Genomic DNA, 14,459 nt, shown 5'->3' with positions numbered 1-14,459 from the left:
CACATAAAAGGGGGCGAAGGAGCTTGAACGAAGACGACTATAAGACAGAGAAAAAGAAAGAAGCGGCTTCATTTAATCCGACTGGCTTTGATCCAAATTCTTTGGCTGAACTTCCCGCACCGATGCTGCAATGGATCGATCAAAACGGATTTGATATAGTTTTCGTCTGTGACTATGAAGGAATGATTCACTATACTTCCTCATCGATTACAAGGCTGCTTGGCTATTTGCCGGAAGAAGTGGTCGGTACATCTTCTTTGGCATATTTGGATGCATGTGACGTGCCTGTCCTGCGTAATAGGTTCGAGGCGACGACAGAATGGCCGCAGCGGTTCCATCTGACAGTACTGGATAACCGCGGTAAGCATATTTGGATGGAAGCGAGTATCTCTTTGATAGAGGAACAGGGCGTGCCTTTTTACGTCGGGGTAGCGAAGGATGTATCTGATAAGAAAGAAATAGAAGAGATGATGTTCCGTTCAGAGAAGATGAGTGTTGCCGGTCAGCTGGCGGCAGGAATAGCACATGAGATTCGCAATCCGCTTACCAGTCTGAAAGGTTTCCTGCAGCTCATTCAGGCCGGAATCAGCCGCAAAGAAGAATACTACAAAATTATGGTTGATGAAATTGAAAAAATCGAAACAATCACATCTGAGCTTCTATTCATTTCAAAGCCGGTAGCAGAAAATAAAGAACCGGAAACGATCCATGAAATGCTGCAGGATGTCATTACACTGCTTTATTCCCAGGCACGTCTGCAGAATGTGCAAATTGGTTTTGAAAAAGGGGAAAATAGCAAACTGCTTTGTGATCGTTCCCAAATCAAACAGCTCTTTATCAATCTTATAAAGAATGCGCTTGAAGAAATGCCTCATGGCGGTAAGATTGATATTCGCCAGCGTCAAGTGGGCAGGGATTGTATAGTAGATGTAGTGGATGAGGGACCTGGAATTCCGGATCAGGTGCTTGCCAAGCTCAAGGAGCCTTTCTTTACGACAAAGAAAGAAGGAACGGGACTGGGATTGATGATTTGCACCCAAATATTGGATAAGCATAACGGCGCACTGGATATCCTTCGAAATGAAACGATAGGGAGTACCTTTAGGGTGTCCCTGCCGATTACCTTATAATATTTATACATGGCCTCTTTTATAAGAGGCCATGTTTCTTTTACATGTCGTGATGACTATTATGTTTCTGTCTGCTATGATTTTTGTTTTTCACTTTCTTTGACCCGCTCAACGGCTCATTCACTTTCTCTGGGTGTTTGCGTTGTTTCCCTTTCTGATCTCCCATTTTCTCACCTCCACAGTACCTATTATCCCTTGAGCGGAAGGCCTTATGCGAGCGTTATCAAAATCTATAGGTTGAGAGCAAAATGCGCTAGTATTCCCCATTTTACGCGTGTTTTTTGCTCTTAATTAATTTACTTATGAATCGTTTTCATTTAGAATAAAAAGTGCAAATCGATGTTAGCTCGTGCTGTTCTATCATAGAATTGTGATAGAGCAGGCTAATTCACAAGGGGGTTTGTTCATACGATGGTGGGAAATAATTCATACAACGCAAAGAAACAGTTTGAATTAAACGGAAAGACGTACAATTACTATCAATTGAAAGCGCTTGAAGAGAAAGGGCTCGGAACAGTCTCCCGTTTGCCATTCTCTATCCGAGTACTGCTTGAATCGCTGATTCGTCAGCATGATGGCTTTGCAATCAAGGACGAGCATGTAGAAGGCTTAGCAAACTGGGGGAATGGAGACATCACTGATGTACCATTCAAGCCTTCACGTGTTATCTTGCAGGACTTTACCGGTGTGCCGGCAGTCGTGGATCTCGCTTCCCTTCGGAAGGCGATGGTCGATCTTGGAGGAGATGCAGATAAGATCAATCCGGAAATCCCGGTAGATCTCGTTATTGACCACTCTGTACAGGTTGACAAGTATGGTACGCAAGACGCGCTGAAAGTGAACATGGAATTGGAATTTGAGCGAAACAAAGAACGTTATGAATTTTTAAATTGGGCGCAAAAAGCATTTGACAACTACCGTGCAGTTCCGCCTGCAACAGGTATCGTCCACCAGGTTAACCTGGAATACTTAGCAAATGTTGTCCATGGCAACGAAGATGCAGATGGTTCTTATACTGCTTATCCTGATACATTGGTTGGTACCGATTCCCATACAACAATGATCAATGGACTTGGTGTCCTTGGCTGGGGTGTCGGAGGTATCGAAGCAGAAGCAAGCATGCTGGGACAACCTTCTTACTTCCCGGCTCCGGATGTAATCGGAGTCAAGTTCGTTGGTACGATGCCAGCTGGTTCCACTGCGACTGACTTGGCACTGAAGGTGACACAAGTACTCCGCCAAAAGAGCGTGGTAGGAAAATTCGTGGAATTCTTCGGTCCTGGACTGGCGGATATGCCGCTTGCTGACCGTGCGACAATCTCGAATATGGCACCGGAATACGGTGCAACATGCGGTTTCTTCCCGATTGATGAAGAAACACTGAACTACATGCATTTGACAGGCAGAAGCAAGGAGCAAATCGATCTAGTCGAGAAATATGCGAAAGAGAACGACTTCTGGTATTCTCCGGATGTACGTGATCCTGAATATACGGAAATCGTTGAAATCGATCTTTCTGCTTTGGAGCCGAACCTTTCTGGTCCGAAGCGCCCGCAGGATTTGATCCCGCTTTCCGGTATGCAGAAATCGTTTGTTGATTCCATTACAGCACCATCCGGCAACCAAGGATTCGGGCTTGATAAGAGTGAATTCGACAAGTCAGTTGATGTGCACCATCCGGATGGCAAGACATCCACGATGAAAACAGGTGCTGTCGCAATTGCTGCGATTACTTCCTGTACGAATACATCAAACCCATACGTAATGCTTGGAGCTGGACTTCTTGCGAGGAATGCGGTTGAAAAAGGACTGAATGTGCCTGCATATGTGAAAACATCTCTTGCACCAGGTTCTAAAGTAGTAACACGCTACTTGGATGATGCAGGGCTGACGCCTTATCTTGATCAGTTAGGCTTCACGCTTGTAGGTTATGGCTGTACGACATGTATCGGTAACTCCGGACCGTTGTCTCCTGAAATCGAAGAAGCAATATCTTCAAGCGATTTGACGGTTGCATCCGTACTTTCTGGCAACCGTAACTTCGAAGGTCGTATCCACCCGCTTGTGCGTGCGAACTATTTGGCTTCACCGCCGTTAGTCGTGGCTTACGCGCTTGCAGGTACAGTCGATATCGACTTGGATAATGATCCAATCGGAACAGATAAAGATGGAAAAGCAGTTTATTTCAAAGACCTATGGCCATCTCCTAAAGAAATCCGGGATGCAGTCGCAGAAGTTGTGACACCGGAAATCTTCCGCAAGGAGTATGAGGATGTCTTTAATTCCAATGCCAAATGGAATGAAATCGACACAACAGACCAACCGCTTTACGAGTGGGATGCGGATTCTACTTATATCCAAAATCCTACCTTCTTCGAGAACATCTCTGGAGGAAGCGGCACGGTGCAGCCTCTACAAGGGTTGCGTGTTATCGGGAAGTTTGGCGACTCCGTGACAACGGACCACATTTCCCCGGCCGGAGCAATCGCGAAAGATATGCCAGCAGGTAAATACTTGCAGGACAAAGGCGTTACACCTCGCGAGTTCAACTCCTATGGTTCACGTCGTGGTAACCACGAGGTAATGATGCGCGGTACATTTGCGAACATCCGTATCCGCAACCAGCTTGCACCAGGTACAGAGGGCGGTTATACAACTTACTGGCCGACAGATGAAGTGATGCCGATTTATGATGCAGCAATGAAGTATCAAGCTGATCAGACAGGACTGGCTATCTTTGCTGGGGAAGACTACGGTATGGGAAGCTCTCGTGACTGGGCAGCCAAAGGTACGAACTTGCTTGGTATCAAGACTGTTATCGCGCAGAGCTTCGAACGGATCCACCGTTCCAACCTTGTCATGATGGGTGTGCTGCCATTGCAGTTCCAGCCTGGCGAAAGTGCGGAATCACTTGGCTTGACAGGCCGCGAGAGCATCGACGTAGCAGTTGATGAGAATGTTTCCCCTCGCGATATCGTCAAAGTTACAGCGACTGCCGAAGACGGTAAAGTAACCGAATTCGAAGCGGTTGCTCGTTTCGACAGTGAAGTGGAGATTGATTATTATCGTCATGGCGGTATCTTGAACATGGTATTGCGTGACAAACTGCAGCATGCATAAAAGCTTAGGAGAAGCAGCCGATACGGCTGCTTCTTTTTTTGGTTAGTTTGGTCCTTTTTAGCCTAAAATAAACGGCGAAGGGGGAATTTTTATGAAGCGATGTTTAGTCCTTTTATGTCTTATGCTTTTCATACTTCCGTCATTTGTCCGAGCTGACACAGTGGATCTGGATACAGTTGAAGCTCTAATTGAGCGTGCGGATGGGAAGCCTGTAGTCATTATGTATTGGGCCACATGGTGCGATACATGCTTGTCGGATTTATCGGAACTGGAGGAGTTTTATGCAGCGGCAGGGGAAAAGGTGAGCGTATATAGCATCAATGCCACAAAGAGTGAGCGAAGCGAAAAGCAGGTAAAAGCCTTTGTGGAAAAAAGTGCCCTCCAAGTACCAGTTTATTTAGATAAGGAGGGTGCTGTCGCGCATCAATTCCGGCAAGTTGCGGTACCTTTTACTATTGTTGTCGACAAAAGGGGTAAACAGCGGGTCATCCCTGGCCCTGTGTCAAAGAAACAGCTGGAGGAATGGGTCAAATAAAGTCCCGCCAGTTCACCTGTCTGGCTGTAGTATGCTAAAATGATGGTAGAAAAGGGGGCATACTTGTGGCACTGACAGAGAAAACCCTGACCGAACAAGTGATTGCTTGGAGTTCAATGGACATCTCACCGCCTCTATCCGAGATAGAGGCGTTACGTATGGCATCAGAGCTTGATGCTGAGGAAGAAGCCTTAAAACAAGGCTTGTATCGGATCATCGCTTTTTACCGGATCATGCGTGTGCATAAACAGGATCCAATAAGCAGACAGCTGCTCGCCACTTCTGAGCGGACTCATCCAATCGTGATGGAGATCGACCAATTCGCACAAGTGAATCAATACTACCAGGCGTTGATGAACACAGATTTGCCAACATGGTCGGTAAGGGAAACGGATTTCGATCCTGCAAAATTGAAGAAATCACAATCCTTACACACACAGCTGACAGATGTAATGCAGGCATATCCACGCCGAATAAATGGTGCGAGCAATATTGCATCGGCATATAATCTTTCCTATGAGGAATTGGAGGATTTGCTGGTCCTGCTGGAGCAGACAATCGATACGATCGAAAATAGGAAGACAGGTTCCCCAGTTACGGCAATGAACGCGACTGTTCTGCAAATATTAAAATCGCTGACTGCTGTAAAAGAAGCACTGCCTGATGTGTTGAGCCAGGCGAGCGAGAGCCGTCCGCTGGAAGTGCTGGATCAGCTGATCGGGCTGCAGGATGTAAAGACGTATATCCATGACTATTACCATTATCTGCGCTATCAGCAGGAGAGAAAGCAATTCGGATTTCAAATGGTGGATGAACCGGGTCTCCATATGGTTATCACAGGAAATCCAGGAACAGGCAAAACGACAATAGCTCGTTTACTGGCTAAGCTGTATCATCAGCTCGGACTACTGGAATCTGATCACGTGGTCGAAGTAAACCGTTCCCATTTGGTTGGTTCATATCTTGGTCAGAGCGAGGAAAATACGACGAATTATGTGCGTCAGGCAATCGGCGGCGTGCTGTTTATAGATGAAGCATACAGTCTGAAACGAGAAGGACAGAGTGGAAATGATTATGGACAGGCTGTAATTGATACGCTTGTATCCAGTATGACCAGCAGTGAATACGGTGGCAAATTCGCCGTTATCTTAGCTGGTTATCCAGAAGAGACGCGTCAATTTTTGTTTGCCAACCCTGGTCTTCGCAGCAGGATACCGGATCAGAATTATATAGAGCTTCCCGACTTCGAGACAGAGGAGCTTTTGCAGATCGCGGAGAATACGGCGCTCGCAAATGATTTTTTCTTTACAGAAGAGGCGCTGCGTCTTGTAGAGGATAATATCGAACAAGCACGCGTAGATGATACTTTTGGTAACGCCCGGACAATCCGGGATATTGTGCTGCGCATCATTTTCCAAAAAGGAGCAGATCGAAAGCTAACGACGGACTCCTGGATCGATCATATGACACTGTCCGCACAAGATGTGAAAGATCCAAAACAGAACGAAAGTGAATCGCAGCCCTTGCAGCAGCTGGAGCAGCTGATTGGTCTGCAATCGATAAAGGAAGAAGTGAAAAAGTTATCATCCTTTGTTCAAATCCAGCAGGCAAGGAAAAGTAAAGGAGCTCCTGCTGTTCCAATTCAGCTGCACGCTGTTTTTACTGGTAATCCCGGAACGGGTAAGACAACAATTGCTAAAATCTATGCGGATATTTTGAAGGAACGCGGCTTACTGAAGCGGGGACATTTGGTTGTAGCTTCGCGCAGTGATCTGGTAGCTGGTTACGTGGGACAAACCGCTGCAAAAACGAAAACAGTCATCCGTGATGCGCTAGGCGGCGTGCTATTCATTGACGAAGCATACAGTTTATTCCGTGGTTCACAAGACTTTGGTAAGGAAGCAATTGATACGCTGGTAGACGAGATGACGAAGCACAATGAAAACTTGGTCGTCGTCCTTGCAGGTTATCAGAAGGAGATGAAGCAATTTATCGACAGCAATCCTGGGCTTGCTTCGCGTTTTAAGAAGTATTTCATCTTCCCTGATTACAATAGTGAAGAGCTCGTCGCCATCTTTAAGCATGCGATGGAAAATTATGCGTATACCCTTTCAGAGGAAGCGGAAGCTTTCCTGAAGGATCGTCTAAATGCAATAACCGTAACAGGAAATGCCAGATTCGTTACGAATCTCTTGGACGAAGCAATCCAGTTCCAATCACTACGCCTTGTAGAAGAGGAAGAGCAGGCAGAAATGGATGTGCTCGAGAAGAAAGATATAGAAAATGCTTGGGAAATGGTTAGGAGAAGTGCTTTATGAAGAAATCAACATCAGAAATAAACGTAAGATACGGGGAGACCGACCAAATGGGTGTTGTGTATCATGTGAATTACCTTGTTTGGTTTGAGATCGGCCGAACCGACTTTATTGAGACATTAGGTCTGCGCTATGCGGCAATGGAGAATGACGGCTTTCTTTCCCCGGTTGTAGATGCAAACTTGAAGTTCCATTATCCTGTCCGGTACGGTGAAAAGCCGGTAGTGGAAACATGGCTTCATTCTTATGATGGTATTCGGACGATGTATCGCTATGAGATCAAAAATGAAGATGGTAAGCTTTGCGTTTCCGGAACATCGACTCATACAGTTGTGAAAAAGGAAACCTTCCGCCCGGTATCCATTCGTCGTGCCCTTCCGGAATGGCATGCTGCATATTCGAAGGCATTGGAAGCATAACAGATGGCATTTGGAGTCAGACGTGATGAACTGAAAGTATGGAAAGAGCGTGTTCGCCAAGGCGAGATCGCTTTTTTGACTCATTATTGGCTGGACCCGCGATTTCCGGAAGCAAAAACCGTAACGAAAGCAGGCTGCGCCGACCGGCAAAAACTGATTGATTGGGGAGCACAGTATGGCTTGCAGAAAGGTTGGATTGATGAGCATGAAGATCTGCTGCATTTCGATCTGATCGGGGATTATCAGCTTCGTATACTCCAAGCTGAACAGCAATGGGAGCAGCTGGAGAGATTTGAGCTCTTACCAAATAAAAAGCAGTAATCCGAAAAGGATTACTGCTTTTTATCATGATGATGCTCACATGTGGTGCCAGGTACGGGGTCGAAACCGCCCCGGTGAAAAGGCTGGCATTTCGCTATCCGCTTAATGGTGAGCCAGCCGCCTTTCCATGCCCCATGCCGCTGGATTGCTTCCAGTCCGTATTGGGAGCAAGTCGGATAAAAACGGCAGGACGGCGGTGTTACAGGACTTATGAATCGGCGATAGAAACGGATCAAGGCTAAAAATACCTTGTCCATTTGCTTATTCCTCTTCGTCGCGTTTGTCGTAGCTTAATGTAGCCACCGCGTCATGCAAGTGGATGGATTCCTCGTTACTGCAGGATACAGTGAATTTTTCCACATAATCGAGCTCATACAAATCAGCTGCAACCAGGCGGACCATATCCTCGACAAAGCGCGGGTTTTCGTAGGCAGTTTCCGTAACCATTTTTTCATCCGGGCGCTTCAGAACAGGGTGGATACGGGCACTCGCATTGCTTTCAGCAGCTTCGAGCAAGTCTTCCTTCCAGTCACGCACGTCTTCATCAAACGCATCTGTCAGCTGCACTTCCATGGAGACGATACCTCGCTGGTTATGTGCACTGTACTCGCTGATTTCTTTCGAGCAAGGGCATAATGTTGTAACAGTGCCAGAAAGCTTGGCAGTCGTGCGGAAGCCAGTCTGTTTATCATATGCTACTTCCAGGGTAGCATCGGCATGATTCAAACCAGTCATGCCGGAAGCAGGGCCGCTTCGCTCAAAAAACCACGGGAATGTCACTTTGACGCGTGCATCCTCTTGCTTCAAGCGGTCTGCAAGCTCCGCAACGAATGTCTGCAAGCTTTTTACGGAAACAGTGAATCCATTTTTATGATACAAATCCAGCTGTTCAGTGAAACGGCTCATATTAGTACCTTTGCTGTCCTGCTGGATGCTGGAGGTGAATTCGAACGTTCCGATTGTAGTCTGCATAGCAGGACGTGTGTTGCTGATCACTTGGATTGGATGTTTTACTTTCGCAATGCCGACTGCATCTATATGGAAAAGAAAGTTCTTTTTCGTATTTTGTAAATCAGCCATATCGGCTTTGTTTTCTGGTTTCGTCTTCTTGCCTGGCGCAACAGAGCCGAACAATTTATGACGTTCTGCTTTTGATGGCAGCTGTTTTCTAGTTGGTATGTGTAGGTGTTGCATAATTGTACTCCTTTCAAAGTCGCATGGACTAGCTTAAAGTATACCCGATGCTTAGCTCGTAATTCAATTGTCTGAACCGAGTTAATCCCGGGGAAATGAAAAAAACAATCCCGCTTACCTGGAATTGTTTTTCACGAGGAAGGACGCTTTCGGTTCCTCACGCCTGATGATCCGGACGATATTTTGTCTATGTTTATAGAGGATAAATATTGCCAGCAATCCAAGGACGATCGATAGGACGATATCCTGTGCGATGAAGATCGAGACGATAACGCCTACAACGCCTGCAGTCATGGATGCGAGTGACACATATTTACTGATAAGCAGCACAATGACAAAACTTGCAATGATGATGGCAAAAAGCAGGGCATTTACGCCAAGAATGATTCCAGCTGAAGTCGCTACAGCCTTTCCGCCTTTGAAACGTGCGAATATCGGATACACGTGCCCGATGACAGCTCCAAGACCGATGACGAGCAGATATAAGTCGAACCCGAACAGAACGGGCAGGATGGTTGCGATTGTTCCTTTTAAGATATCCGCGATCAGAACGATGATACCGGCTTTCTTGCCGAGTATCCGGAATGTGTTCGTCGCACCAAGATTACCGCTCCCGTGCTCTCGTACGTCTATATTGTAGCCTACTTTGCCGACAATCAGGGCAGATGGTATCGAACCGATCACATAGGCGAGCAGGATGAATAACACGTATTCCATTTACATTCTCCTTTAACAACAAAACGTTCCTATTACTTGCTTATCCATTTTAGCACGAAGTATCATGGAAAGGCATAACTTTTTACATAGTATAGGATTAAATCCCTAGGTGCAAGGGTAAGGGAACATTTAGTACAAAATACGAGGTGAAGGTATGATTGAATTCAAAGGCGTACATAAAACTTACCCCGATGGAACGGAGGCTATTAAAAACCTCAATCTGGAAATAAAAGAGGGAGAGCTTCTAACACTCATCGGACCAAGCGGATGCGGGAAGACAACGACGATGAAAATGATCAATCGGCTTGTTGAACCAACCGCCGGAGAGATATACATAAATGGGAAGCAACTGAAAGAATACAACATACACGAACTGCGATGGAATATCGGCTATGTGCTCCAGCAGATAGCGCTGTTTCCGCATATGACAGTCGAGGAGAACATTGCTGTTGTGCCGGAAATGAAGAAATGGAAGAAAAAAGAGATCCAGGAGCGTGCCAAGGAACTGATGCAGATGGTGGGGATGGAGCCTTCCATCTATATGAAAAAGAAACCTTCAGAACTATCCGGCGGCCAAGCGCAGCGTGTCGGAGTGATCCGCGCCCTCGCCGCTGACCCGCAAATATTGCTGATGGATGAGCCTTTCAGTGCCTTGGATCCGATCAGCAGAGAAGGGCTGCAAAAGGATATCCGTAAATTGCAGCAGCAAATCAAGAAGACGATTGTCTTCGTAACCCATGATATCGACGAAGCAACAGCATTAGGTGATCGGATCTGTCTCATGAATTCCGGTGAAATCATCCAAGTGGATACGCCGCAGAAGTTGATACTTGAACCGCGGGATTCCTTCGTCCGCAGCTTTATAGGAGATAAGAAATCACCATGGCAGACTGCGGTAGATATTGTTGCTTCTCAAACAGTCTCACGAATTCTGACACAATCAGCATACGAAGAAGGCAATTTCGAACATGATCAAGCCTATATTCTTTCAAGTGACGATGGCCAGGTACTGTGTGCAGTGGAACATGGCAAACAGCAAAATGTCATTGAAATTCCAAACGATATGAATGTATTGGAAGCAGTCAGAGTATTTGAGAATACTGGTACAAGCATCCTGCCGGTTATGAAAGACAGTGAGCTGATCGGTACACTTACCCAGCAGGAGCTATTGACGTTTCTGGCGAGTAAAACTGAAGTCAAGAATGGGGTGGTGACGCAATGAACGCATTCTTAGACGTATTCGAACAGCGAAGTGATTCCTTTTGGACAGCGTTAGGAGAGCATCTGCAAATATCGATCATTGCATTGCTTATCAGTATTGCAATTGCCGTACCGCTTGGTCTTTTGCTGAGCCGCTCCAAAAAGCTTGCTGAACCGATTATAGCAGTAGCAGCTGTACTGCAGACAATTCCCAGTCTTGCAATATTGGCATTCTTGATTCCATTAATAGGTATTGGGACGAAGCCTGCTATAGTAGCACTTATCATTTATGCACTTCTCCCGATACTCCGAAATACATATACCGGCATAGCAGAAGTTGACCCAGCTTTGAAAGAAGCCGCAACAGGTATGGGAATGAACAGTTTCCGCCGACTGCGCAAAGTGGAGCTTCCGCTTGCGATGCCGATCATCATGGCCGGTATAAGGACTGCGATGGTCATGATTGTCGGGACTACTACTATCGCTGCTTTGATCGGTGCCGGCGGTCTCGGGGAACTTATCCTATTAGGTATTGACCGTGGCGGTGATGTGAACCTCATCCTTCTTGGTGCAATACCGGCAGCTTTGCTTGCTATACTGCTGGATTTGGTTATTCGTATTTTCGAGCGCACAAGCCGGAATTTTGGCTTCAAATCGCTTGTTGTATTGCTTCTCGTAGCTATAATCGGTGTCGTCACACCTTTTGTGGCGGCAAAAGATAACCAGGCTGATCTTGTGATCGGCGGGAAACTGAATGCGGAGCCTACGATTTTGATCAATATGTATAAGCTGCTAATCGAAGATCAGTCAGACTTGAAGGTTGAATTGGAGCCGAATCTAGGGAAAACGGATTTCCTGTTTGAAGCATTGAAAAGCGGCAGCATTGATATTTATCCGGAATTCAGTGGTACTGCACTAGTAACATTAGCGGGTGAACAAGCAGAAAGTAATGACGGTCAGGAAGTGTACGAACAGGCGAGGGATGCGATGAGTGAATCGTTCAACATGGCATATCTGGAACCGATGGCGTACAATAATACGTATACACTTGCAGTGAAGCGATCATTCGCAGAAGAAAACGACTTGCAGACGATTGCTGATCTCAGGAAAATGGATGATGAAATGACCGCAGGATTCACATTGGAATTCAGTGACCGGGAAGACGGCTATTTAGGTATACAGGATCTTTACGGCGTCGAGTTTGGTGAACTGCGTACATTGGATCCTGGTATACGGCAGCAGGCGATCGAGGCGGATGATGTTGACATTATCGATGCTTATTCAACTGACAGCTATATCAGGGATTTGGATCTTGTCACGCTGGACGATCCTGAAAATCTGTTTCCGCCATACCAAGGTGCTCCGCTTATGCGACAAGAGACGCTTGACGAATACCCAGAGCTAGCTGACATATTGGGACAGCTTGCGGGTAAGATAACAGATGAGCAGATGACAGAGATGAATTATCAAGTTGATTTCGAAGACAGACAGCCAGAGGATGTAGCAAGGGAATTCCTTGAGCAGGAAGGTCTACTCTAAAGAAAGGGGCATGAAAAATGACATTTCAAAATCCTGAAAATGAACAAATTCGTGACATATTAGTCAATGCAAAGACGATTGCGGTAGTGGGGCTTTCCAATTCCCCGAATCGCACATCTTATGGTGTATCCCGGGCGATGCAGCAGGCTGGCTATAAGATTATCCCCGTCAATCCGCATGTGACCGAAGTTCTTGGCGAGAAGGCCTATCCGAGTTTGGCAGATGTACCTGATGAAATCGATATTATCAATGTCTTTCGCCGATCAGAATTCCTGCCGGATTTGGCAAGGGAAGCGAGCAAGACGAATGCTCGTATCTTCTGGACCCAGCAAGGTGTCTATGATGAAGGAGCAGCTTCTTATTTGGAACAAGAAGGCTTTACTGTCTTAATGGATTTGTGCATCAAGGTCGCCCATAGTGTGCTAGTAGGACCTGCCCGAAATTGAAAAATACCCCATCTGCTCCGAGCAGATGGGGTTCTTGCATCATTAGCGTATACTAAAACGAATCCAGACGAAATAAGGAGGAATAGACATGAGCTTAGACGGTAAAATGGATGCGACGTACACGGCTTTGCCTGAAGCTTTCTACACAAAGATGGAACCGAATCCGGTCAGGGAACCGCAGATGGTGAAGTGGAACAAAGAGCTGGCAGCTCATCTGGGAATCGAGCAGGAAGGCGTACTCGATACGCTTGCAGGCAGCACTTTTCCCCAGGGAGCAACGCCGATTGCGCAAGCATACGCCGGTCACCAATTCGGTAATTTTACAATGCTTGGTGATGGACGGGCTATCCTTCTTGGTGAATGGCAGGACCAGACAGGTAAGAAAGTGGATATCCAGTTGAAAGGCGCAGGACGCACGCCTTATTCCAGAGGCGGTGACGGTCGTGCAGCACTTGGTCCGATGCTGCGGGAATATATTATCAGTGAAGCGATGCATGGTCTTGGTATACCGACAACGCGCAGCTTGGCAGTCGTTGCAACAGGTGAACCGGTGTACCGCGAAACAGAACTGCCAGGTGCAGTGCTTACCAGGATTGCAGCAAGCCACATTCGGGTCGGAACGTTTGAATATGCGAGAAGATTCTGTTCTGAGCAGGAGCTCAAGGCTTTGGCAGATTACAGCATCCAGCGTCATTATCCAGAGCTTGCCAGGGAGTCTGACGCATACGCACGCTTTTTCCAAGCAGTTGTCGAGCGGCAGGCTTCGCTGCTTGCTAAGTGGGTAAGTGTTGGGTTCATTCACGGTGTGATGAATACGGACAATATGACGATCAGCGGAGAAACGATCGATTATGGTCCGTGTGCTTTCCTTGATACGTATGAACCCATGACTGTATACAGCTCTATAGATATCCAAGGTCGCTATGCATATGCCAATCAGCCGCCAATCGCAGCCTGGAACTTGGCACGTTTCGCAGAAGCAGTGCTTCCTTTGTTTGATGAAGTACCAGAAAAAGCTGTGAAAAAAGCCGAGGATATTTTGCGGGAGTTTCCTCGTTTATACAGAAAATCATGGCTTGACATTATGTATCGGAAAATCGGTATAGTGGATGTGAGAGATGGTGATGAAGCTCTCGTTGAGGATCTGCTGGAGTGGATGGAGCAAGCGGAAGTGGATTACACCAATACATTTCGTGCATTAACAACAGGGGATACAGCTTCGCTTGAACAAACAGAAGGCTTTCGGTCATGGAAAGAACGCTGGGAGAAACGATTGGAATCAGAAGGACTCAAAGCTGCCCGTGACGTGATGCGAAAAACGAATCCAAATGTGATACCACGCAACCATTTGGTAGAAGAAGCGTTAGAGGCTGCAGGAAGCGGTGATTACACGCTATTTGATCGTCTTTGTGACATTGTCTCCGATCCTTACAGTGATGCAGCTGTCGATCCAAAATATACAGAGGATCCGCCGGAACCGGAAGAACCATTTCAGACTTTTTGCGGAACATGATATTCTGCCT

General features: G+C 46.5%; 14 protein-coding genes. 10 read left to right on the top strand and 4 right to left on the bottom strand.

Annotated elements, in window-relative coordinates; all coding sequences use genetic code 11:
- Positions 1-23: 23 nt before the first annotated feature.
- Positions 24-1,130 (top strand): ATP-binding protein, encoded by a 1,107-nt coding sequence (locus SFC25_RS03920; protein WP_411214032.1) that lies wholly within the window; start codon positions 24-26, stop codon positions 1,128-1,130.
- Positions 1,131-1,170: 40 nt separating this feature from the next.
- Here the strand turns inward: SFC25_RS03920 and SFC25_RS03915 are convergent, their stop codons facing one another.
- On the bottom strand, positions 1,171-1,296 hold the full coding sequence (locus SFC25_RS03915) for a small acid-soluble spore protein P (RefSeq protein ID WP_095217759.1): 126 nt from the start codon (positions 1,294-1,296) through the stop codon (positions 1,171-1,173).
- A 245-nt stretch (positions 1,297-1,541) separates the two neighbouring features.
- On the opposite strand from SFC25_RS03915, the gene acnA reads away from it, so the two are divergent.
- From acnA to SFC25_RS03890, 5 genes are all read left to right on the top strand, one after another.
- Entirely contained in the window at positions 1,542-4,250 is a 2,709-nt protein-coding gene (acnA, locus tag SFC25_RS03910) for an aconitate hydratase AcnA (RefSeq protein WP_411214031.1), read from the top strand.
- A 91-nt stretch (positions 4,251-4,341) separates the two neighbouring features.
- Complete coding sequence (locus tag SFC25_RS03905) at positions 4,342-4,785, top strand: TlpA family protein disulfide reductase (protein ID WP_411214030.1); 444 nt, start codon at positions 4,342-4,344, stop codon at positions 4,783-4,785.
- Positions 4,786-4,850: 65 nt separating this feature from the next.
- On the top strand, positions 4,851-7,103 hold the full coding sequence (locus SFC25_RS03900) for an AAA family ATPase (RefSeq protein WP_411214029.1): 2,253 nt from the start codon (positions 4,851-4,853) through the stop codon (positions 7,101-7,103).
- Positions 7,100-7,519 (top strand): acyl-CoA thioesterase, encoded by a 420-nt coding sequence (locus tag SFC25_RS03895; RefSeq protein ID WP_411214028.1) that lies wholly within the window; start codon positions 7,100-7,102, stop codon positions 7,517-7,519. Before SFC25_RS03900 ends, SFC25_RS03895 begins: the two co-directional genes overlap by 4 nt.
- 3 nt (positions 7,520-7,522) lie before the next feature.
- Complete coding sequence (locus SFC25_RS03890; RefSeq protein WP_411214027.1) at positions 7,523-7,840, top strand: hypothetical protein; 318 nt, start codon at positions 7,523-7,525, stop codon at positions 7,838-7,840.
- 11 nt (positions 7,841-7,851) lie between these two features.
- Here the strand turns inward: SFC25_RS03890 and yidD are convergent, their stop codons facing one another.
- From yidD to plsY, 3 genes are all read right to left on the bottom strand, one after another.
- Positions 7,852-8,097, bottom strand: a complete 246-nt coding sequence (gene yidD / locus SFC25_RS03885) for a membrane protein insertion efficiency factor YidD (protein ID WP_411214026.1) — start codon at positions 8,095-8,097, stop codon at positions 7,852-7,854.
- Positions 8,098-8,101: 4 nt separating this feature from the next.
- Positions 8,102-9,034: a GTP cyclohydrolase FolE2 gene (gene folE2 / locus SFC25_RS03880; protein ID WP_411214025.1), complete on the bottom strand. Its 933-nt coding sequence runs from the start codon at positions 9,032-9,034 to the stop codon at positions 8,102-8,104.
- A 114-nt stretch (positions 9,035-9,148) separates the two neighbouring features.
- Positions 9,149-9,751 carry a glycerol-3-phosphate 1-O-acyltransferase PlsY gene (gene plsY / locus SFC25_RS03875; RefSeq protein ID WP_411214024.1) on the bottom strand — a complete coding sequence of 201 codons (603 nt, stop codon included), beginning with the start codon at positions 9,749-9,751 and terminating at the stop codon, positions 9,149-9,151.
- A 154-nt stretch (positions 9,752-9,905) separates the two neighbouring features.
- On the opposite strand from plsY, the gene SFC25_RS03870 reads away from it, so the two are divergent.
- The 4 genes from SFC25_RS03870 (at position 9,906) to SFC25_RS03855 (ending at position 14,449) form a co-directional block, all read left to right on the top strand.
- Positions 9,906-10,973: an ABC transporter ATP-binding protein gene (locus tag SFC25_RS03870; RefSeq protein ID WP_411214023.1), complete on the top strand. Its 1,068-nt coding sequence runs from the start codon at positions 9,906-9,908 to the stop codon at positions 10,971-10,973.
- A complete protein-coding gene (locus SFC25_RS03865; protein WP_411214022.1) occupies positions 10,970-12,490 on the top strand; it encodes an ABC transporter permease/substrate-binding protein in 1,521 nt (506 codons plus the stop codon). Before SFC25_RS03870 ends, SFC25_RS03865 begins: the two co-directional genes overlap by 4 nt.
- A 17-nt stretch (positions 12,491-12,507) precedes the next feature.
- On the top strand, positions 12,508-12,936 hold the full coding sequence (locus SFC25_RS03860; protein WP_411214021.1) for a CoA-binding protein: 429 nt from the start codon (positions 12,508-12,510) through the stop codon (positions 12,934-12,936).
- 88 nt (positions 12,937-13,024) lie between these two features.
- Positions 13,025-14,449, top strand: coding sequence for a protein adenylyltransferase SelO (locus tag SFC25_RS03855; RefSeq protein ID WP_411214020.1), 1,425 nt, complete (start codon positions 13,025-13,027; stop codon positions 14,447-14,449).
- Positions 14,450-14,459 lie beyond the last annotated feature (10 nt).

The sequence above is a fragment of the Terribacillus saccharophilus genome (genome assembly GCF_046592595.1).
Lineage (GTDB): Bacteria > Bacillota > Bacilli > Bacillales > Amphibacillaceae > Terribacillus > Terribacillus saccharophilus_C.
This window is presented reverse-complemented; position numbering and strand designations above follow the sequence as displayed.

Coding starts and splice junctions, on each gene's coding strand:
- folE2 (WP_411214025.1), bottom strand. CDS start 9,034: ATGCAACACCTACACATACCAACTAGAAAACAGCTGCCATCAAAAGCA.
- acnA (WP_411214031.1), top strand. CDS start 1,542: ATGGTGGGAAATAATTCATACAACGCAAAGAAACAGTTTGAATTAAAC.
- SFC25_RS03915 (WP_095217759.1), bottom strand. CDS start 1,296: ATGGGAGATCAGAAAGGGAAACAACGCAAACACCCAGAGAAAGTGAAT.
- yidD (WP_411214026.1), bottom strand. CDS start 8,097: ATGGACAAGGTATTTTTAGCCTTGATCCGTTTCTATCGCCGATTCATA.
- SFC25_RS03855 (WP_411214020.1), top strand. CDS start 13,025: ATGAGCTTAGACGGTAAAATGGATGCGACGTACACGGCTTTGCCTGAA.
- plsY (WP_411214024.1), bottom strand. CDS start 9,751: ATGGAATACGTGTTATTCATCCTGCTCGCCTATGTGATCGGTTCGATA.
- SFC25_RS03890 (WP_411214027.1), top strand. CDS start 7,523: ATGGCATTTGGAGTCAGACGTGATGAACTGAAAGTATGGAAAGAGCGT.
- SFC25_RS03870 (WP_411214023.1), top strand. CDS start 9,906: ATGATTGAATTCAAAGGCGTACATAAAACTTACCCCGATGGAACGGAG.
- SFC25_RS03905 (WP_411214030.1), top strand. CDS start 4,342: ATGAAGCGATGTTTAGTCCTTTTATGTCTTATGCTTTTCATACTTCCG.
- SFC25_RS03895 (WP_411214028.1), top strand. CDS start 7,100: ATGAAGAAATCAACATCAGAAATAAACGTAAGATACGGGGAGACCGAC.
- SFC25_RS03860 (WP_411214021.1), top strand. CDS start 12,508: ATGACATTTCAAAATCCTGAAAATGAACAAATTCGTGACATATTAGTC.
- SFC25_RS03865 (WP_411214022.1), top strand. CDS start 10,970: ATGAACGCATTCTTAGACGTATTCGAACAGCGAAGTGATTCCTTTTGG.